The sequence below is a fragment of the Mesorhizobium sp. M0663 genome, assembly GCF_040320585.1.
Lineage (GTDB): Bacteria > Pseudomonadota > Alphaproteobacteria > Rhizobiales > Rhizobiaceae > Mesorhizobium.
This window is the reverse complement of sequence record NZ_JAMYPX010000013.1, coordinates 13392-32423: the sequence shown is the minus strand read 5'-3', so window position 1 is coordinate 32423 and position 19032 is coordinate 13392. Positions and strand designations below refer to the sequence as shown.

General features: G+C 64.5%; 17 protein-coding genes. 6 read left to right on the top strand and 11 right to left on the bottom strand.

The window, feature by feature from the left end; all coding sequences use genetic code 11:
- Positions 1-65 precede the first annotated feature (65 nt).
- Both NKI54_RS21340 and NKI54_RS21335 read right to left on the bottom strand, forming a co-directional pair.
- Positions 66-494, bottom strand: a complete 429-nt coding sequence (locus NKI54_RS21340; RefSeq protein ID WP_023676429.1) for a phasin family protein — start codon at positions 492-494, stop codon at positions 66-68.
- An 84-nt stretch (positions 495-578) separates the two neighbouring features.
- Entirely contained in the window at positions 579-1883 is a 1305-nt protein-coding gene (locus NKI54_RS21335; protein ID WP_352454554.1) for a DUF445 domain-containing protein, read from the bottom strand.
- 191 nt (positions 1884-2074) lie between these two features.
- Here NKI54_RS21335 and rirA point away from each other — a divergent pair, with 191 nt between their 5' ends.
- Positions 2075-2536, top strand: coding sequence for an iron-responsive transcriptional regulator RirA (gene rirA, locus NKI54_RS21330; RefSeq protein ID WP_023676431.1), 462 nt, complete (start codon positions 2075-2077; stop codon positions 2534-2536).
- 156 nt (positions 2537-2692) lie between these two features.
- Here rirA and NKI54_RS21325 read toward each other — a convergent pair whose 3' ends face one another.
- The 5 genes from NKI54_RS21325 to hemP are packed head-to-tail and all read right to left on the bottom strand — an operon-like array spanning position 2693 to position 6795.
- The gene (locus NKI54_RS21325; RefSeq protein ID WP_352692338.1) at positions 2693-3481 is read right to left on the bottom strand and encodes a heme ABC transporter ATP-binding protein; all 789 of its coding nucleotides are present in this window, start codon (positions 3479-3481) and stop codon (positions 2693-2695) included.
- A gap of 10 nt (positions 3482-3491) precedes the next feature.
- A complete protein-coding gene (locus tag NKI54_RS21320) occupies positions 3492-4595 on the bottom strand; it encodes a FecCD family ABC transporter permease (protein ID WP_352635557.1) in 1104 nt (367 codons plus the stop codon).
- Positions 4596-4600: 5 nt separating this feature from the next.
- A complete protein-coding gene (locus NKI54_RS21315; RefSeq protein WP_352587793.1) occupies positions 4601-5509 on the bottom strand; it encodes a heme/hemin ABC transporter substrate-binding protein in 909 nt (302 codons plus the stop codon).
- An 11-nt stretch (positions 5510-5520) separates the two neighbouring features.
- Positions 5521-6579 (bottom strand): hemin-degrading factor, encoded by a 1059-nt coding sequence (locus NKI54_RS21310; protein ID WP_352635559.1) that lies wholly within the window; start codon positions 6577-6579, stop codon positions 5521-5523.
- Positions 6580-6588: 9 nt separating this feature from the next.
- Positions 6589-6795, bottom strand: coding sequence for a hemin uptake protein HemP (hemP, locus tag NKI54_RS21305; RefSeq protein WP_352451949.1), 207 nt, complete (start codon positions 6793-6795; stop codon positions 6589-6591).
- Between the two features lie 201 nt (positions 6796-6996).
- Between hemP and NKI54_RS21300 the strand changes: the two genes are divergently transcribed.
- The 3 genes from NKI54_RS21300 to NKI54_RS21290 are packed head-to-tail and all read left to right on the top strand — an operon-like array spanning position 6997 to position 10975.
- Entirely contained in the window at positions 6997-9210 is a 2214-nt protein-coding gene (locus NKI54_RS21300) for a TonB-dependent hemoglobin/transferrin/lactoferrin family receptor (protein WP_502898238.1), read from the top strand.
- Between the two features lie 2 nt (positions 9211-9212).
- Positions 9213-9647 (top strand): hypothetical protein, encoded by a 435-nt coding sequence (locus tag NKI54_RS21295; RefSeq protein ID WP_502898237.1) that lies wholly within the window; start codon positions 9213-9215, stop codon positions 9645-9647.
- Between the two features lie 35 nt (positions 9648-9682).
- A complete protein-coding gene (locus tag NKI54_RS21290) occupies positions 9683-10975 on the top strand; it encodes a TonB family protein (protein WP_352692337.1) in 1293 nt (430 codons plus the stop codon).
- A gap of 69 nt (positions 10976-11044) precedes the next feature.
- Here the strand turns inward: NKI54_RS21290 and putA are convergent, their stop codons facing one another.
- On the bottom strand, positions 11045-14656 hold the full coding sequence (gene putA / locus NKI54_RS21285; protein ID WP_352692336.1) for a bifunctional proline dehydrogenase/L-glutamate gamma-semialdehyde dehydrogenase PutA: 3612 nt from the start codon (positions 14654-14656) through the stop codon (positions 11045-11047).
- 162 nt (positions 14657-14818) lie between these two features.
- Here putA and NKI54_RS21280 point away from each other — a divergent pair, with 162 nt between their 5' ends.
- Positions 14819-15271 carry an Lrp/AsnC family transcriptional regulator gene (locus NKI54_RS21280; protein ID WP_352692334.1) on the top strand — a complete coding sequence of 151 codons (453 nt, stop codon included), beginning with the start codon at positions 14819-14821 and terminating at the stop codon, positions 15269-15271.
- 27 nt (positions 15272-15298) lie between these two features.
- Here NKI54_RS21280 and NKI54_RS21275 read toward each other — a convergent pair whose 3' ends face one another.
- Both NKI54_RS21275 and NKI54_RS21270 read right to left on the bottom strand, forming a co-directional pair.
- Positions 15299-16495, bottom strand: a complete 1197-nt coding sequence (locus tag NKI54_RS21275; protein WP_352470341.1) for a cytochrome-c peroxidase — start codon at positions 16493-16495, stop codon at positions 15299-15301.
- 7 nt (positions 16496-16502) lie between these two features.
- On the bottom strand, positions 16503-16949 hold the full coding sequence (locus NKI54_RS21270) for a FixH family protein (RefSeq protein ID WP_352470464.1): 447 nt from the start codon (positions 16947-16949) through the stop codon (positions 16503-16505).
- A 157-nt stretch (positions 16950-17106) separates the two neighbouring features.
- On the opposite strand from NKI54_RS21270, the gene NKI54_RS21265 reads away from it, so the two are divergent.
- Positions 17107-18036: a sugar kinase gene (locus NKI54_RS21265; RefSeq protein WP_352692333.1), complete on the top strand. Its 930-nt coding sequence runs from the start codon at positions 17107-17109 to the stop codon at positions 18034-18036.
- Here the strand turns inward: NKI54_RS21265 and NKI54_RS21260 are convergent.
- Complete coding sequence (locus tag NKI54_RS21260; RefSeq protein WP_352692332.1) at positions 18029-19030, bottom strand: NADP-dependent oxidoreductase; 1002 nt, start codon at positions 19028-19030, stop codon at positions 18029-18031. The genes NKI54_RS21265 and NKI54_RS21260 overlap by 8 nt on opposite strands.
- Positions 19031-19032 lie beyond the last annotated feature (2 nt).

Here is a 19032-nt window from a genome sequence, read left to right as displayed (position 1 = left end):
GCGCATAATCTTCGGCCCGCGAACCGCCAGTCTTCGCCGCCGGCAAGTGTGCTGCCGGGGAACAGCTACCTCTTGTCGTGGCCGGCGCGGATCTCCTCCATCGCCTCCTTGATGCGGCTGCGCAGGATTTCGATCGATTCGGTGCCGGACGCCCTCGCCAGTTCGGCCATCTCGCCGGCATTCTTCAGCGCGGTCTCGAAGGATTTCCTGGCGAACGCCGCCTGCTTCTGCATCATTTCCTGCGGATTGCCGGGCGCTCTGTAGCTTTGTGCCATGTCGGTGATTTCGCGCAGCGTGTCCTGCAGCATCTCGCGTTGCCTTGACAACAGCGCCGAGGCTCCAGCGGCGCTCGCCCGTGCCGACTTCTCCAGCGCTTCCAGGTTCTTGGCGTGGTGGGCGAGGATCGCCTCGACGTCGACATTCGGCAGCTTCAGGTCGCGGCCGAACTTGCCGAACATGTCGATGAAGGACTCGGACTCCGGTCGTTTTGCCATGCTGGTTCTCTCCCCCTTGTTGCCGTGAACGCCGCCACTGCACGGAAGATAGTGCAGCGAAGCTCAGCGGTCCATTCGGACGAGTCAGCCGACAAGAAACAGCCGTTCGGCAGTGTAGAGCACGAGCCCGGCAAGGCCACCGATGATCATGCCGTTGAAGCGGATATATTGCAGGTCCTTGCCGATGTTCATTTCGATAAGCCTTGTCAGTTGCGCGAGGTCCCAGCGCTTGACCTGGTCGGCGATGAACTTCGACACGCCGCTCTTCTGGCTTTCGACGAAGGACGCCAGCGCCACGATGAACCCCTGGTTCATGTCGGCCCTGATCTGCGCGTCGTCGGCAAGATGGCGGCCGACCTCGACGAACATGGTGGCGAGATGGTCGCGGATCATCGAATTCGGCGCCTTGGCGTCCTGTTCGATGAACAGCCGCAGGCTGTCCCACATATCGCCGGCCAGCGCGCTGAGCTCTGGCCGGGCAAGGAAATCGCGCTTCAGCTTTTCAGCGCGCCTGGCATATTGTTTGGATGTCCTCAACCGCTCGACGAAGGTTTCGACGAAAAGGTCGAATTCGGCTCGCATCGGATGGTGCGGATCGGCCCGCACCTCATCGAGCAGCGAGCCGGCCGACGCAATGATCTTCTTCAACAGATAGGCGTCGGCGCGAAACAGGTTGAACAGCGACGGCAGTTCCTCGCGGATCTTCTCGCGCATCGTCGCCAGCGCCTGCTCGTCGCTCAGGAAGCGGCCGACCACCTTGGTGAACTCGTCGAATAATTTCTGGTGGCGGCGATCGTCAGTCAGCGCCGACAGCAGCTCGGCGGCGAGCGGCGCCAGCGGCACCTTTTCGATCTGCTCCAGCATACGGCTGGTGACGAAGCCGCGCAGTCCGGATTGCTCGACCGCCGCCAGCGTCTGCGGCACCAGCCGGCCGACGAAGCGCGACAAATCGGCGGCGCGGTTCGGGTCGGCCAGCCAGTCCGCGACCAGCGCGGAAAAGTCGACCTCGGCGAGCTTTTCGCGCACCGGTTCCGGCGCCAGGAAATTCACCTCGATGAAGCGGCCGAGATTGTCGGCGATGCGATTCTGGTTTTCCGGGATGATGGCCGTATGCGGGATCGGCAGGCCAAGCGGCCGCCGAAACAGCGCCACCACCGCATACCAGTCCGCCAGGCCGCCGATCGTCGCCGCCTCGGCGAAAGCGGCGACGAAGCCCAACCACGCATGCCGGCTCTCGAGCGATTTCGCCACCGCAAAGACCAGCACGCAAAACGCAAGCGCTGCGGCGGCAACGAACTTGGTGCGCCTGAGCGCCGAAAGCTTGGCGTCGGCATCGGCGTCGAACCGGACGGACGCGACGGATGCAAATGCCGGGGCTGGTCGTGACATGATGGGCCGCTCCTGATCGTGTATGCGAACTTATCTAGTGTCGCCTGCCCCAGAAAGCGCGCCGCTGGTTCCGGTGCGCGCAATCGTGCACGCAAACTTGACGCCGGAATTCATCTATTATGCAGCGCCAGTCTGGAATTGTTCCAAACTATAGGCCATATTGACGCCAACCACTGTTATGTGAGGACACAATGCGGCTTACCCGTCAGACCAACTACGCCATGCGCATTCTGATGTATTGCGCCGCCAACACCGAGCGGTTGAGCCGCATCCCCGAGATCGCCGCCGCCTATTCGGTATCGGAACTTTTCCTGTTCAAGATCCTGCAGCCGCTGGTCGAAAACGGCCTGATCGAAACGGTGCGCGGCAGGAATGGCGGCGTCAGGCTCGGCCGCGCGGCCGAATCAATCAGCCTGTTCGATGTCGTGCGGGTAACGGAGGAAAGCTTTGCCATGGCCGAGTGCTTCGAGAACGACGCCGCCGAATGTCCGCTGGTCGATAGCTGCGCGCTGAATTCGGCATTGCGCGAAGCGCTCAACGCCTTCTTCGCCGTGCTGTCGCGCTACACGATCGCCGATCTGGTGGCGGCGCGCCCGAATGTGCGGCACCTGCTCGGCATCGACATGCTGGTGCAAAGGGCGCCGGCCGCCTGATTTCTGGTCGCATCTCAGTTGGTGAGGTCTGTTGAGATTCAGGTCAGGCCGAGCCGAAAATGGTGGGTTCCGAGAACCGGAACGGAGCGTACGTTTGGGTACGTGAGTACCGGAAGCGCAGGAAACCGCCATTTGCGGGCCGGCATCACCTGGATATCAACAGACCGACTGCGGCAATACGAACGGCATGTTTGCGGCCGGCAACACACCGACCTTCAGCCGGCAATCGAAGACCTTTTCGATCAGCTCGTCGCTGAGCACCTGTTGCGGCGAACCTCTAGCGGCGAGCCTGCCGCGATGCATGACGAAAATCCGGTCGGCATACATCGCCGTCAAATTGAGGTCGTGCAGGATGGCGACCACGCCGCCGCCGCGTCTGGCGAAATCGCACGCGATGTCCATGATGATCAGCTGGTGTTTGATGTCGAGGCTGGACACCGGCTCATCGAGGAACAAATAGCGCGGCTTGCCGTCGAGCACCGGCTCCCACACCTGGCACAGAACGCGGGCAAGCTGCACGCGCTGCTGCTCGCCGCCGGACAGCTCCTGGTAGAAGCGGCCGGCAAAACCGTCGAGGTCGACGCGAGCCAGCGCCCGTTCGGGCAGGCGCTGGTCCTCGCCGGACAGCGCGCCGGAGCGCCCGCCGACCAGGCCCAGCCTGACGATCTCGCGCACGGTGAACGGAAACGACAGCGTCGTCGCCTGCGGCAGCACCGCGCGCACCGTCGCCGCCTCGACCGGCTTCATCGCCGATAGATTGCGGCCGTTGACGGTGACCTCTCCCGAATAGCCAAGATCGCCGGACAGTGCTCGGAGGAAGGTCGTCTTGCCCGAACCGTTGGGGCCGACGATGGCCGCGATTTCGCCGGGCCGCGCCTCGAAATCGACATTGGCGACAATGCCCTTGCCGCCGATCGCCACCGAGACATCCCGCGCTTCGATCATAGGCAAACTTTCACAGGTCGATGACGCCGCGCTTGCGCAGCAGGATCCACAGGAAGAACGGTGCGCCGGCGACCGCGGTGACGATGCCGATCGGCAATTCGGCTGGGGCGACGATGGTGCGGGCGACGGCGTCGGCCAACAGCAGCAGCGCCGCACCAAGCAGCGCCGATGCCGGCAGCAAATAACGGTTATCGGGGCCGATCAGCAGACGCAGCAGATGCGGCACGACGATGCCGACGAAACCGATGCCGCCGCTGACGGCGACCGATGCGCCGACCGCTGCCGAGACGCCGACAATCGCGGTGTATTTCAGCCGCTGCACCGGAATGCCGAGATGGCCGGCCGTGGCCTCGCCGAGCGCCAGCGCGTTGAGGCCGCGCGCCAGGAACGGCATTGCCGCCAGCGCCAGCACGATGACCGGCCCGACCGAGCCGATCTTCTGCCAGGTTGCGCCGCCCAGCGAGCCGAGCTGCCAAAAGGTCAGGTCGCGCAATTGCCGGTCGTCGGCCATGAAGATCAGGATGCCGGTCAGCGCCATGGCAAGCGCCGCCAGCGCGATGCCGGCGAGCAGCATGGTGGCGACCGAGGTCCGGCCTTGCCGTGTCGCGACCTTATAGAGCAGCAATGTCGTCGCCAGCCCGCCGCAGAACGCAGCCAGCGGCAAAGCCATCGTGCCGAGCGCCGAAGTCAGCGGCGCCAGCATGGTCGAGCCAAGCACGATGACGGCGACCGCACCGAGGCTCGATCCGGCCGAAACGCCGATCAGGCCGGGGTCGGCCAGCGGATTGCGGAACAGCCCCTGCATGACGGCACCGGAGACGGCAAGCGATGCGCCGATCAGCACGCCCATAATGATGCGCGGCAGACGGATGTCATGGATGATCAGGTGGTCGCGGGCGCTCAACGCCGCGTCGCCGGGCAACGCGCCGAACAGCCAGTCATGCATGACGCCGATGGCCGAGGCATCGGATGCGCCGGAGGTCAGCGACAACAGCACGGCGATAGCCAGCCCGACGCAGAGCAGCACGACGACGAGGCGGGCGCGCCGCGAACGGTCACCCTCGGCTGCCGTCGCCATGATGCCCGCCGCACCGGCGATCGAATGATCGGCCATCGCGCTCAATCCGTGACCTGGCCGCCATAGAGCGAGACGGCGAGGTCGTGGATGGCGTCGGCCGTGCGCGGGCCGAAGCCGAGCAGATAGCCGCCGTCCATGCGGATCAGCTTGCGGGCGGCACCCGCCGGCGTCGAAGCCACGGCAGGGTTCGAAAACAATTCGTCATCCGCGGTGGCCGGTCCGGCATTGTTCATCATCAGGATCACGTCGGGCCTGGCGGTGATGACTGCCTCGTCCGACAATTGCTTGTAGCCGGCAATGCCGTCGACGGCGTTGATGCCGCCCGAAAGCTTGATGATGCCGTCGGCGGCGGTGTCGCTGCCGGCGGCAAGCAGCTTGCCGCCCTGCATCGACAGCACGAACAGGATGCGCTTGCGATCCTTGATCGAGGCGGTCTGCTTTTCGGCTGCCTTCAGCCTGGCATCGATCTGGACCGCCAGCGCATCGGCCTTGGCCTCGGTGCCGAGCGCCTTGCCGACGATGTGGATCTTTTCGAGAATGCCTTGATTATCATAGCGCTCGGTCACCTCGATGAACGGGATGCTTGATTTCTTCAAGACGTCGACGGCTTCCTTCGGTCCGCTGCCGTGCAGGGCCAATATGCCCGACGGATTGACCGACAGCACACCCTCCGGCGACAGCTGGCGCATGTAGCCGACATCAGGCAGTTCCGCCGCCGCTTGCGGATAGCGGCTGGTCGAATCGCGCGCGACAAGACGATCCTGTTCACCGAGCGCGTAGACGATCTCGGTGATCGAGCCGCCAATAGCCACGATCCTCGAGCGATCGGCGAAAGTCGCGATGCCCTCGGCGGCTTGAGCCGTCATCAGCGCGGCGAAGGCCAGGAAAACAGCGGCCACAGGACCAAGCGCCGACCTGGAGACCGATGCCAGCCTGGAGAAAAGAACCATCGTCGTTTTCCTCAAGCTGCGGTCGGGCTTGGGATACGCGGCAGGTTTTCGGCCAGAAAGCGCCAGTCTTCGCGCTCGCTTTCGCCTTCATGCCGCTTACCGAAGAACTGGATGATCATCTTGCCGTCGGCGCCATAGACTTCGAGCGACGTGACATAGCCGTCCTTGGTCGGCTTGCGCACGGCCCAGACCTCATCGATGTGGTCGGTCCGCAGGTGCAGATGGAAGGTCTCGTCGAGCACGTTGAGCCATGGTCCCATCGGCTTGATCGAGGCGACGGGGCCGGAATGGATCTGAATGCAGCCGCGATTGCCGACAAAGCACATGATCGGCATGGCGCCAGCAGCGGCGTGGTTGAGCATGGCGTTCACCGCATCCTTGTCGACCAGCCAGGCGTAGTCCTGGCCGACCATGCGCACCGCCTGTCGGCGGCTGATCTTCAGTGTCTTCAGCATGCCGAAGAACTGATGCACGTCGGTCAGCTGGCTCCAGCGGTCGCGCAGATCGTCGATGCTCGCCGGGTTGTCCGCAGTCTCGGTCTCGTCGGCCGTGCCCGCTGAAATCGCCACCGGCGGCTCCTGGTTCGGCGATTCCAGCCCGGCCACCAGTTTCTGATAGGCGTAAAGGTTGGAGGCTGGCCTGAGATGCACCTTGTGTACCGCCTCGCCTGCGGTATCGAAGAACTGCAGGCTGCGGCGGATGTCGGCGCCATCGCGCTTTTCCACGGCAAAGCCGTGCGCCCAGACTTTTGGGAAAATGCGCAGGTCGATATTCTCACCGAGCACCATGGCATTGTGATTGCCGGTGACGACCTTGTCGTAGACGCCGATCTTCTCGTGCACCGCGCTTTCGTTGCGGGTCAGCGCCATCACCTCACCGACAGCTTCGAGGCCAGTCAAAAGGTCGTTGACACGCGGCTCGACGCGCACGACGCCGTCGCCGCAATGCGCGGCGACCAGTTCGGCCTCCGAAATACCGAGCTGGGCGGCGAGGTCGCGCTCGCGCATTTTCGGATTGTCTGCCCGTGCCCGCCGGATCTCGTGTGGGGCGGGTTTTACGCGCTGGTCCATTTCTACCACCTACTTGTTGAGGATGAGCTTGCCCTGCCGGGTGATCTTCAGCCGGTACAGCGCACCATGATGCTCGATGCCGATCTCGTGCTCCCCCTGGAACAGCGTGTTGCTGGACAGCGTTCTCACGGCCGATTGGACCCGGTCGAAACGGACGGAATTTTCGTCGGAACGGCGGACGCGATAGCGAAAGTCGCTGGGATTGTGCGTGTTCATGGGTTCGATCCCTTTCCTGTGCCTGGCATCTGGCTCGGCGCCTGCGTGAAATGCCGATTCAATTCTTGACTCGAATAATCATGTTATCTAGCAGTGCAATACCGGAGTAAATGAGTCAACATTTAAGACGCCGGACGCGATGAAAAATGCCAGCGAGCCCCAAGCCAGCCAGCATCGAACATGGATTCTTGGAGTTGCAGCATGGGGTTGGCGAATTGGGGACGGCTGGCGGGCAGCGGCCTGACACATTGTTCTATGACAAGCAAAATGGCCGCGTTGCTGGCCGGCGCGGCGGCGATCCCGCTGCTCGCAACACCGGCCGGCGCCCAGCAGGCCGCCCAACCGGCAGCCGACCAGCAGCAGACTGACCCGTCTCAACAGCCCGAAAAGGTAAAGCCGGCCCCGGCGGGTACCACACTGCTCGACAAGATCCTGATCCTCAGCCGTACCGGCGAGACGGCGATCGAGTCGCTTGCTTCAGCCAGCCATGTCGACGAGGAACAGCTCGAGCGCCGCATGGCGACGACGCCCAACGAAATGCTGTTCGGTGTGCCGGGTGTCGCCGTCCAGGCCGACGCAAGGCGTGTCAGTTCCAGCATCAACATCCGCGGCCTGCAGGATTTCGGCCGCGTCTCCGTCATCGTCGACGGTGCCCGCCAGAATTTCCAGCGCTCGGATCACGGTACGCAATCGACCTTCTACATCGATCCCGAATTGATCAAATCCGTCGATGTGATCCGCGGCCCGGTCGCCAACACCTATGGCTCCGGGGCGATCGGCGGCGTCGTATTTTTCGACACCAAGGATGCGCAGGATTTCCTCAAGCCGGACGAGACCTGGGCGGTATCCGCAACTGGGCGCTACGAAACCAACGGCAAAGGCTGGACCACCAGCGCCACCGGCGCCTATCGGATCAACGAGAACTGGGACGTGCTCGGCAATATCGTCTACCGCGACTATGACGACTACAAGCATGGCGGCGGCGACACTGTAGCGGGCACCGGCTTCGACGTCTTGAGCGGCCTCCTCAAGACGACCATCCGCCCCAGCGAAAACAGCGAGCTGAAGCTGGGCTGGATCGGCTCGAACGACGGATGGACCGAGACCAGCGGCAGCGCGCCGGTGAACGACGCCGACCTGAAGGCGAATACCTTCACGGCCCGCTACAACATCACCGACGAAGACAAGAGCTGGCTCGACCTCCACATCAACGCGTCCTACAACAAGACCAAGCTCGATCTGACGACCCTTGTGGCGCAAAACCGGTTTGATCCGGTCACCGGTCTGCCCGTGGTTTTGCCGGCGGGTTCGAAATCGACGTTCGACATCGGCACCTCCGGCATCGACATTTGGAACACGTCGAGATTCGAGACCGTTGGAATCGCGCATGAGCTGACCTATGGCGGCGACTGGGTTGGCGACGATGTCGAGACAGGCGGCACGGCGGGCGGCGACAGCTTCTATACGCCCTCGGGCAACAGGAACGTCTCCGGCGCTTACGTTCAGGACAAGCTCACCTGGGACTGGCTCGAGGTCATCGCCGGGCTTCGTTACGACAGCTACAAGCTCCACAGTGATGTCGGCGAAACCTCTGGCGACCGGCTGTCGCCACGCATCACAGTGGGCATTTCGCCCTTCGAGAGCGCCAACCTTTCCGGGCTGCAATTTTACGGCACCTACGCTGAAGGCTATCGTTCTCCGTCGCTGTCGGAGACCCTGATCAGCGGCAACCATCCAGCCGGCGTCAGCTTCCCGTTCCTCCCCAATCCCAATCTCAAGCCCGAAACCGGCAAGACGGTGGAGTTTGGCGTCAATTACAGCACCAACGGCGTCATCGAGGCTGATGACGCGCTGCGGCTGAAGGCGGCCTATTTCAACAACAATGTTGACGATTACATCGATGGCGTAACGCTATCGCCGTTCGACCCGACCAGCGGCTGCCCGTTCGGTCCGGGCATACCGATCTGCTTCCAGTATCAGAATTTCGCCAAGGCCAAGATTCACGGCTTCGAGATGGAGGGCGTCTATGATGCCGCCTGGGGCTTTGCCGGGCTTTCGGCGTCGTTCACCGACGGCCACACGATTTCCTATGAAGGCGAACGGGCGGACCTTGTCACCGTCCCCTCCTCACAGATCACCGGGCAACTCGGCTTTCGCTTCCTCGAGGACAGGCTGACCATCGGTGGCGAGGTGCAATACAACGGCAAGCCGCAGGGCAACCCGGTGGCCAAGGACTATACGCTGGTCAATGCCTTCGCCAGCTACCAGGCGACCGACAATTTCGAGGTCGATTTCCGCGCCGACAATCTGTTCGATGTCAAATACGCCAACCCGCTGAACGCATCGACAACGAGTGTCGTCTACGAGCCCGGCGTCACCCTGAAGCTGGCAGCGACCATGAGGTTTGGAGGCTGACGATGAGGCAAGCCGTGACAGCATCCCTTCGTCTGTTCGCCGCGGCGCTGGCTATGTCGCTTGTCGCGGCTCCGGCGTGGACACAACAGCAAGCACCGGCGCTGATCCTCGAGCTCAACGGCGCGCAGCCTTCCGACAAGGGCTGCCGCCTGACCTTCGTGGTCACCAACAATCTCGGCGCCGGTCTTTCCAAGGCGGCGTTCGAGATCGCGCTGTTCAACGAGGCCGGCGTCGTCGACCGGCTGACCGTGCTCGATTTCAAGGAGCTGCCGGCAGGCAAGACCAAGGTGACGCGTTTCGACCTTGCCGGCACCGATTGCGGCAAGATCAGCCGCGTGTTGATCAACAGCGCCACGGAATGCGCCGGCGCCGAGCCGAATGCCTGCATGCGCGGGCTGAAGACGCAGACCAGGACCGGCATCGCCTTCGGGGTCTGAATTTGGGACTGGAACCCGCATTCGCGCGAAACACCGTGGCGTGGCCACTAGCCGGTTTCCTGCCGCCGGAGCCGGACGATCCGGATTTCGCCATCCCGCGCGGGGCGCTGCGTGTTTCGCCGCGCGACAGGCCGGAAGACAGTTACATCGCCGATGTCGACGGCGACTTGACTGCGGTACCTGTGGAGCCATTGCGGCAGGCACGACAGACGCGGCGGCGCCGCAACTGGACGGTGGCGATCGCCTGCTCTTGCGCATTCCACGTGGCGGTGGCGCTGGCCTTCCTCACGCTGCCAGACGACCGGCCAAGCATCGAAGGTGCCGACCAGCAAGGCGAAATGCTGCTCGGCGCCGACCCGCAGCAGGCGGCCGGCGATGTCGGAGACGATCCGGAAGTGGCCAACGTGACGATGGTGACCATGCTCGACGCCAAGCCGGTCGAAACGGTCGAGGCGCAGGCGGCCGCGGCGGAAGAGACGCTCCAGCCGGTCACCGATCCGGCGGAGACATCGGACAAAGAAGTGGTTGAGCCGGTCAACGAGGCCGCCACGGAAACCGCTGCCGTTGCCGACCGGACCGAGCCTGCGCAACCTGTCCAGCCGGCGCGCCAGGACCCGTCGCCCGACATTCTTGCGACAGACAGGCTGGTCCCCGCCGACGACAATGCCGTGCCGCCGCCAGTCAGCGCGGTCGAAACGGCCGAACCTGCCGAGACGAGTGCGCCGGCACCAGCCGACCCGGCGCCGGCCGAAACGGTTCAGACGACCGAGACAGTCGGCGCGGCGGAAGAACCGAAGCCGGACAGGCCGGAGCCCAAGCAGCCGAAGAAGGCAACCGCAAAGAACAAGCCGGTCAAAAAAGCCGAACCGACTGAAACCGAAAAGCCGCCCCTGCGCAAGAAGGCGGGCAAGGCTGCGGCAAAAGCCGACACCAAGAAGAAAGAAGCCGGCTCCGGCGGCCGTGACGAAACGGATGTCGCGCGCGGCATGGCCGACGGCAGGAAGGACGGCAAGATCCTGACCGCCAGCAGAGGCGGCAAATCAGGCATCGGCAATGCAGCCGTCACGAACTATCCCGGCAAGATCAGGTCAAAACTGGTGCGGGCCTTCAATTCGACACGCACGCGCGCCACCGGCACAGCAACCGTTGCCTTTACCGTCGGCTCGAACGGCAGCGTCCGGTCAGCCAGGCTGACGGGCAGTTCGGGTGTTGCCGCGCTGGACAAAGCCGCACTCGACGCAGTCCGCCGGGCTTCTCCGTTTCCTCCTATTCCGGAAGGAGCCGGTCGCTCGGCTTGGCAGTTCGAAGTGCCGCTCGGTATCAGGTAACGATCGTCCTCATGCGGATACCAAAGTCGGCGCCACCCCTGCCCCGCGATGCGCGAACCCTGGCGAAACCTACGCAGCGGCCAGCAGGCTGGCATTGCCGCCCGCCGCCGTGGTGTCGACGCAGACGGCGCGCTCGTGGGCGTAGGCGGCCGGATAATAGACTTCGCTGATCAGCGGCACGATCGGGCCGGCGCGCTCGGCGATGACCTTGCGCACGATGCGCGCGGCCTCGGGCGTGCCGGAAAAGGCCACGACATCGACCCGCAGCGAGCGCGCTTCGACCGGGGCCGGCCGGCCGTCGATGGCCGCCAGCGGCAGGCCCTTGCCGGTCAGCGCCGACAGCGCTGCCGGCGCGCCGGGTGCGACGGCGAGCACGGCATTGCCGGCGGCCAGCGCCTGGATCGTCTGCGCAAGCAGCGTATCCGCGTCGGGACCGAGGCACAGCACGCGCCCGCGCGGCGACAGCGACAGCGTGTTGGCCTCGCCGGTCGGCCCGGGCAGGTCGACCTGGCCAAAATCGATGGCGGCGGCGGTGCCGATGGCGGCGGCACCCTTGCCGCGCAGATGTTTCCTCAGGATGGCGACACGATCCGGACGCGTCGACCAGCCGCCAAGCGCCGGGTCCGGCAGATTGTCGGCGAGCTCGGTCGCAGTCACCTTGCGGCCTTCGGCAAGATGGGTGCCGGCCTCCGGTCCCTTGCGGAAGCGTCGAAGATAATGTGGGCCGCCGGCCTTCGGCCCGGTGCCGGAAAGGCTCTCGCCGCCGAACGGCTGCGCGCCGACGACGGCGCCGATCTGGTTGCGGTTGACGTAGATGTTGCCGGCATGGATGCCATCGACGAAATGCTGGGCGCGGCCTTCGATGCGGGTGTGCAGGCCGAAGGTCAGGCCATAGCCCTTGCGGTTGATCGCCGCGATCACCGCATCAATCTCGTCGGCATCGAAGGTGGCGACATGCAGCACCGGCCCGAACACCTCGCGCTCCAACTCCTCGATGCCCTTGACCCGAAAGACGTGCGGCGCAACGAAGCGGCCGTCCTTCGGCGCTTCGAGCTTGGCGATCAGCCGGCCCTGCAGGCCCATTTTGGTGCAATAGTCACGGATCGACGCTTGCGCCTCGTCATCGATGACCGGACCGACATCGGTCGATATCCGCCACGGGTCGCCGAGGCTGAGCGCTTCCATCGCGCCTTTCAGCATCTCAAGCATCTTCTTCTCGACGTCCTTCTGCACGTAGAGAATGCGCAATGCCGAGCAGCGCTGGCCGGCACTCTGGAAGGCGGAGGCCAGGATGTCGCGCACCGCCTGTTCGGGCAGCGCAGTGGAATCGACAATCATGGCGTTCAGGCCGCCGGTCTCGGCGATCAGCATGGCGTCGGGCGCGGCGGTGTCGGCGAGCTGCTTTTCGATCAGCTTGGCGACCTCGGTCGAGCCGGTGAAGCAGACGCCGGCAATGCGCGGGTCAGCGGTCAGCGGGCCGCCGACCGAGGGGCCGTCGCCGGGCAGAAGCTGGATGACATCCTCCGGCACGCCGGCCTCGCGCAGCAACTGGACAGCGCGGAAGGCGATCAGCGGCGTCTGTTCGGCCGGCTTGGCGATCACCGAATTACCGGTGACGAGTGCCGCCGCGATCTGCCCGGTGAAGATGGCGAGCGGAAAATTCCACGGCGAGATGCAGGCGATGGCGCCGCGCGCCTCGGTGCCCGCCTCGGCATTGGCGGCCTCAGCCGCATAGTAGCGCAGGAAATCGACCGCCTCGCGCACTTCGGCGACGCCGTCGGCGAGCGATTTGCCGGCCTCGCGGGCGGAGAGTGCAAAGAACTCGACGGCGTTTGCTTCGTAGAGATCGGCCGCCCGGTTGAGGATGGCAGCGCGCTCGGCGACCGGCCGTCTTGCCCATGCCGGTTGTGCCTCGACGGCGATGCGCACGGCGGTCTCGACCTGCTTGGCGCCGGCCTCGCTGACCGTGCCGACCACTTCCGAAGGTTTTGCCGGATTGACGACCGGACGCTGCTTGCCGTAGCCGGCCGCGCGGCTGACCGGCTTGGCGTGCCAGCGCTCCGGCCCGGCGAACTCGGCCCTCGCCTTGTCGATCGCAGCCAGCGTCAGCGTGTCGGTGATATCGAAGCCCTTGGAATTGCGCCGGCCTGGACCGAAGATTGCCGACGGCGGCACGATCGCTGGATTGGCGGCGGCACCTTGTTTCTCCACCGTTTCGAGCGGGTCGCGGGCAATGTCCTCGGGCTCGACTTCCTCGTCGGTGAGCTGGTGGACAAAGGAGGAATTGGCGCCGTTTTCGAGCAGCCGGCGGACCAGATAGGCGAGCAGGTCGGAATGCGCACCGACCGGCGCATAGATGCGGCAGCGCGTGCCTTCGGCCCGCCGCACCGTCTCATGCAGCGCCTCGCCCATGCCATGCAGCCGCTGGAACTCGAACGTATCGCGCTCCGTCGTCATCGACAGGATGGCGGCGACGGTGTGGGCGTTGTGGGTGGCAAATTGCGGATAGATGCGATCGGTCATCGCCAACAGCTTCTTGGCGCAGGCCAGGTAGGAGACGTCGGTGTTGGCCTTGCGGGTAAAAACCGGATAGCCGTCGAGCCCGAGCGTCTGCGCCCGCTTGATCTCGGTGTCCCAATAGGCACCCTTGACCAGCCGCACCATGATGCTGCGGTCGTATTTCCTCGCCAGCTCGTAGAGCCAGTCGATGACGAAGGCCGCGCGCGGGCCATAGGCCTGCACGACGACGCCAAAACCGTTCCAGCCGGCAAGCTCCGGTTCGGCCAGCACCCGCTCGATGACGTCGAGCGACAAATCGAGGCGGTCGGCTTCCTCGGCGTCGATGTTGAGGCCCATGCGCGAATGGCGCGCCGCCAGCGCCAGCGACAACAGCCGCTCGGCCATGACGGGCAGCATCTTTTCCTTCTGCGTCACTTCATAACGCGGATGCAGCGCAGACAGTTTTACCGAGATGCCGTGGTTCTGGCGGATGTCGGGGCCGTTGGCGCCGGCATCGAGCGAAGAGATGGCATCGGCATATGCCTTGAGGTAGCGCAGCGCGTCGGCCTCGGTGCGGGCCGCCTCGCCCAGCATGTCGAAAGAATAGAGATAGCCCTTCTGCGTCATCGGTCGGCCGCGCCTGACCGCCTCGGCAATGGTGCGGCCGAGCACGAATTGCTCGCCCATTTCGCGCATGGCGGCGGCGACGGCCTTGCGGATGACCGGCTCGCCAAGCCGGCGCACCATGGCGCGCAGCGTGCCTTCGATGCCGCCCTCGCCCTCGTCGAGCACGCGGCCGGTCAGCATCAGCGCCCAGGTCGACGCATTGATGAAGATCGAGCTCGAGCCGCCCGCATGCGCCGACCAGTCGTGCGGCGCGATCTTGTCGGCGATAAGGTCGTCCATCGTCTCGGTGTCTGGCACCCGCAGCAGCGCCTCGGCCAGGCACATCAGCGCCACGCCCTCCTTGGTCGACAGGCCATAGGCGGACAGGAACACCTCCATCAGCCGCGGATCGGACGAGCCGCGCACCGCCCGCACCAGATCGGCGGCACGCGCCGAAATCGCCTTGCGGTCTTGCGCGGACAGCCCGGCCGCCTCGGCCAGCCGCTTCACCGCCTGGTCTTCGTCGGGCAAATAATTGGCACGGATCTGCTGGCGGATGGTGTCGAGCGCTGGCATGGCGGTCCTGTAGAGCGAGCATAAGGGAGCGGGCCGGCGGTCACCGGACCGAACGGCGCAAGCTAACATATGTAGGGATTGCAGTCGGTCCAAAGAAGTCGACAGAACAGATCGATCGATCTATCATTAGGACTGATCACCTCCAATTCGACCAGGAATTCAGTGACAGAAGACCAATTGGACCGGATTGACAGGAACATCCTGTCGGCTCTGGGCAGCAATGGCCGGCTTTCCATGTCGGAACTGGCGGCGAAAGTCGGCCTGTCGAAGACGCCGGTGCAGGCACGAGTCAAACGGCTGGAGAAGGACGGCTTCATCAGGGGCTACCAGGCGATCATCGACCGTGAGCGCATGGGCGAAGGCCATGTCGCCTTCGTCCAGGTGAAACTGTCCGACACCCGCTCGGCCGCGCTCGACGCCTTCAACCGCGCCGTGCAGGCGGTGCCGGAGATCGAGCAGTGCCACATGATGGCATCGAGCTTCGACTACCTGCTGAAGGTCCGCACCACCGACATCGCCGCCTACCGCCGCGTACTCGGCAAGCGCATCTCCGCCCTGCCGCACGTTGCCCAGACCTCGACGTTTGTCGCGATGGAGACGGTGAAGGATCGGTAGGAGAGCGCTGTTGTTGTCCCGCCACCCTCACTCCGCCAGTGTCTTCAGGAACGCCACCAGCGCCGCGCGTTCGCGGTCCGAAAGCTGCAGCGGGTGGATCTCGGATGTGCCCTCGACGCTTGCCGGTGCCTTCGAATAATGCGCCACCACCTCGTCGAGCGAGGAAAACTGCCCGGCGTGCATGTAGGGCGGCCGGGTGGCGGCACCCCGCAGCGACGGCGTCTTGTAGGCGCGGACGAGTTCCGGCCCGGTCTTGACCATGAAGCGCAACTCGCGGCAGGCGCTGGCATCGCCATCGCGAAAGGCGCCGAAACAGTTGAACGGATCGGCCTCGACCTGCGCCACCGCGTCGACGCGGCCGCGATCCGGCGGCAGGCCCGCGACCGGCGGCACGCCGGTGTTGTGGAAGCTGCCGTCGGTAAAACGCGGGCCATTGTGGCAGGTCACGCAATTGGCCTTGCCGATGAACAGCTTCAGGCCGAGGATTTCCTCCGGCGAAAAGGCGTCGCCTTTCGGCTCGGCGCCCGCAGCCAGGTCGATGGCGAAGCGGTCGAAGCGTGTCTGCGGCGGCGCGATCGAGCGCTCGAAGGCAGCGATCGCCTTGCCGATGTTGGCAAAGACGCGGTTGACCTCCTCGGCTTGGCTGGCGGGCATGGCGTTCCAGGCCGCCTTCTCGGCATCGGTGCCGAGCGGGCCGGCATTGGCCGGCACGCCCGAAAGGTCCGGCAGCGGCCCGAAGATGCGCTCGTAGCGCTCGCCGAAACGGGCCTTGATGTAATGCGCGAAGGCGGCGCGGTTGCCGGCCTGCTCCAGCGGATTTTCGAGCGGTGTCAGCGCTTGCGCCCACAGGCTGTCGCGCCGCCCGTCCCAGAAGAACCAGGGATCATGCGCGACGCCGGCCAACGGCATGGTACGACGGTTGGTGCGGCCGACGGCGACCGCTTGCGGCAAGTCGTCCTGGAATTGGCGGTCGATCTTGTGGCAGGTCGAGCACGATACCGTGCCGTCGCCGCTCATCCCGGTGTCGAAGAACAGCGTCGAGCCGAGTGCCGCGGCGGCCGGCACATCGGCGAAGCGATTGGTGGTGTCGGGCTTCAGCGGCGGCAGCTTGGATAGTGCCAGCGAGGCGATGGTCTGCTTTTCGGCATCGGAAAACTCCGGTCTGCCGCAGCCGGCAAGCAGGGCCACCACCACGAACGCGAGAAGACTGGGAAACCGGCTCATCAGTGGCTCACAGCACCACATTGAAGACGACAGTGTCCGAACCGGCCGCAGCGGAAATGGCAAAATGCAATTGCCACCACCCGCTCATCGTGAATTTGACGCCGTCGATGCGATAGCGCCCCGCGCCGAGGTAATCGGTCGCCTGCGGGCTGGTCGGCAGACCGTGCTTGTGCTGCGGCATGCCGCCGGAAATCGTTATCGCAGCACCTTCCACCGGCGCACCCTCGACGGTTTTGAGCGTGAGCAGCCAGGATTCCAGTTCGCCCTGCCGGATGACGCCTTTCTCGGGCTCGAAAGTCGCCACGAACAGCTTGTTCGCCGTCGTCTTGGAACGGCCGACGTCCGAACTTGGTTGGGGTGCATGCGGCGCCGTCAGATAGACGATTGCCAGCACTCCGGCGAGCAAGGCAGCCAGGCCGAGGCCTCCAAGAAGATAACGCCATAACGATGCCAAACCCATTCCTGTTCTGCGGATAACGTTTCGCTGGGCAGATCGCGTCCCACGCCCCTGTGGGAAATCGAGCCCAGTGCAAGAATCCGCCGTCGCCAAGCATGGCGCTGCCGGCTGCAAAAAGCTACAGCACCGCAATTGCAGGATGGAGGAGTGCTTCATGGCAGGAAACGGCATCGCCTCGATCGGCGAGTGCATGCTCGAGCTTTCGGGCCAGGCCGGGCCGAACTGGCGCATGGGCTTTGCCGGCGACACGTTCAACACGTTATGGGCGCTGCATGCCTTGAGCGGCGAGCGGCCGGCGACCTATGTGTCGGCCTTCGGCGACGACCCGTTCTCGCGCGACCAGATCAAGTTCCTGGCCGAGAGCGGCATCGGCATCGGCGCCAGCCCGGTGATAGCGGGCGCCCGCCCCGGCCTCTATGCGATCACGCTGACCGGCGCCGAACGTTCTTTCACCTATTGGCGGGCCGACGCGGCCGCAAGGCAGTTGGCTTCGGACCCAGCCGCTTTGCAGAAAAGCCTTGAAAACCAGGCGCTTGTCTATTTTTCCGGTATAACTTTGGCAATTCTCGACGAGGCTCCACGCAAGGTACTGCTGACGGCCGTGGCCACGGCGCGCGCGGCCGGCTCGCTGATTGCCTTCGATCCCAATTACCGGCCGCGGCTGTGGCGCCGGCGCGAGGACGCGCAGGCCGCGATCCTCGAGGCACTCGCCGTCGCCGACATCGCGCTCCCGACCTTTCCCGACGAGCAGATGCTGTTTGGTGATACGACACCGCAGAAAACAGCCGAACGGCTGCGAAAGCTGGCCGGCGAAGTCGTCGTCAAGAACGGTGAGGAACCGGCGCTGATCGCGCAAAACGGAACCTTGCAATCGGTTCCGGCGGTGCACGTCGCCACCCCGGTCGACACCACCGGCGCCGGCGACTCCTTCAACGGCGCCTACCTCGCCGCCCGCCTTGCCGGCCATGCCCCGGCAGAAGCCGTGCTGCGCGCTCATCGCGTCGCCGCCGCCGTCGTGCAGGTGCGCGGCGCCCTGGCGCCGTTCGAGACGCTCAAGGCTGCGTTCGAGGCACCCGCTATCTGACCTTGATGACGACCTTGCCCTTGGCGCGTCCTGTTTCGACATAGGCCAGGGCGTCATTGGTCGCTTCGAATGGAAAGACCCGATCCACAACCGGGCGGATCGCGCCGGCTTCGATGAGAGCGTTGATTTTGCTCAGCTGATCGCCCTGCGCCCACATGAACAGGAACGAAAACTGCACGCCGCGGCGCTTGGCTTTGGCCCGAATTCCGCGACTCAGGAAGCGCAGCACCAGCCTCAGCGTCAAGTTCAGTCCCTTTTCCCTGGCAAATTCGGCATCCGGTGGACCGGAGATGGAGATGAGCTTGCCACCCGGTTTCAGCACCCTCACGGATTTTTCCAGTGTCTTGGCGTCCTGGCTGTTCAAGACGACATCGTAGCCCGACAGAACTTTCTCGAAGTCGTCTTTCCTGTAGTCGACGACGACATCGGCGCCGAGACTTTTGACCAGATCGGCACTTGCCGCGCTCGCGGTTGTCGCAACGGTCGCGCCGAGGTGCTTGGCCAACTGAATAGCAAATGTCCCGACGCCGCCGGAACCAGCCTGAATGAAGACCTTCTGTCCCTTCTTCAGGTTTGCCCGTTCGATGAGCGTCTGCCAGGCGGTGAGACCGACCAGGGGAATCGACGCCGCCTCTTCCATACTGAGATTCTCGGGCTTCAAGGCTACGTCGGCCTCATTCACGGCAATGAATTCGGCGAATGTCCCAATCCGGCCATCGCGCGGCCGCGCATAGACCTCGTCGCCGGCCTTGAACTTGCTGACTTGCGATCCTACGCGGATAACCTTCCCAGCCACGTCGTGGCCCAGGATGAAGGGCCGGCGGTAGGGCAGGATGAGCTTGAATTCTCCGGTTTTGACCTTGGAATCGAGCAGGTTCACCCCTGCGGCATGGACCTCGACCAAGACATCGCTGTCCTGGAGCTCCGGCTCCGGCATTTCGGCCAGCCGCAGAATGCCCTTCTTGTTATACTTATCGACAACGAATGCCTTCATGG

Coding starts and splice junctions, on each gene's coding strand:
- NKI54_RS21340 (WP_023676429.1), bottom strand. CDS start 494: ATGGCAAAACGACCGGAGTCCGAGTCCTTCATCGACATGTTCGGCAAG.
- NKI54_RS21335 (WP_352454554.1), bottom strand. CDS start 1,883: ATGTCACGACCAGCCCCGGCATTTGCATCCGTCGCGTCCGTCCGGTTC.
- rirA (WP_023676431.1), top strand. CDS start 2,075: ATGCGGCTTACCCGTCAGACCAACTACGCCATGCGCATTCTGATGTAT.
- NKI54_RS21325 (WP_352692338.1), bottom strand. CDS start 3,481: ATGATCGAAGCGCGGGATGTCTCGGTGGCGATCGGCGGCAAGGGCATT.
- NKI54_RS21320 (WP_352635557.1), bottom strand. CDS start 4,595: ATGGCCGATCATTCGATCGCCGGTGCGGCGGGCATCATGGCGACGGCA.
- NKI54_RS21315 (WP_352587793.1), bottom strand. CDS start 5,509: ATGGTTCTTTTCTCCAGGCTGGCATCGGTCTCCAGGTCGGCGCTTGGT.
- NKI54_RS21310 (WP_352635559.1), bottom strand. CDS start 6,579: ATGGACCAGCGCGTAAAACCCGCCCCACACGAGATCCGGCGGGCACGG.
- hemP (WP_352451949.1), bottom strand. CDS start 6,795: ATGAACACGCACAATCCCAGCGACTTTCGCTATCGCGTCCGCCGTTCC.
- NKI54_RS21300 (WP_502898238.1), top strand. CDS start 6,997: ATGGGGTTGGCGAATTGGGGACGGCTGGCGGGCAGCGGCCTGACACAT.
- NKI54_RS21295 (WP_502898237.1), top strand. CDS start 9,213: ATGAGGCAAGCCGTGACAGCATCCCTTCGTCTGTTCGCCGCGGCGCTG.
- putA (WP_352692336.1), bottom strand. CDS start 14,656: ATGCCAGCGCTCGACACCATCCGCCAGCAGATCCGTGCCAATTATTTG.
- NKI54_RS21275 (WP_352470341.1), bottom strand. CDS start 16,495: ATGAGCCGGTTTCCCAGTCTTCTCGCGTTCGTGGTGGTGGCCCTGCTT.
- NKI54_RS21265 (WP_352692333.1), top strand. CDS start 17,107: ATGGCAGGAAACGGCATCGCCTCGATCGGCGAGTGCATGCTCGAGCTT.
- NKI54_RS21260 (WP_352692332.1), bottom strand. CDS start 19,030: ATGAAGGCATTCGTTGTCGATAAGTATAACAAGAAGGGCATTCTGCGG.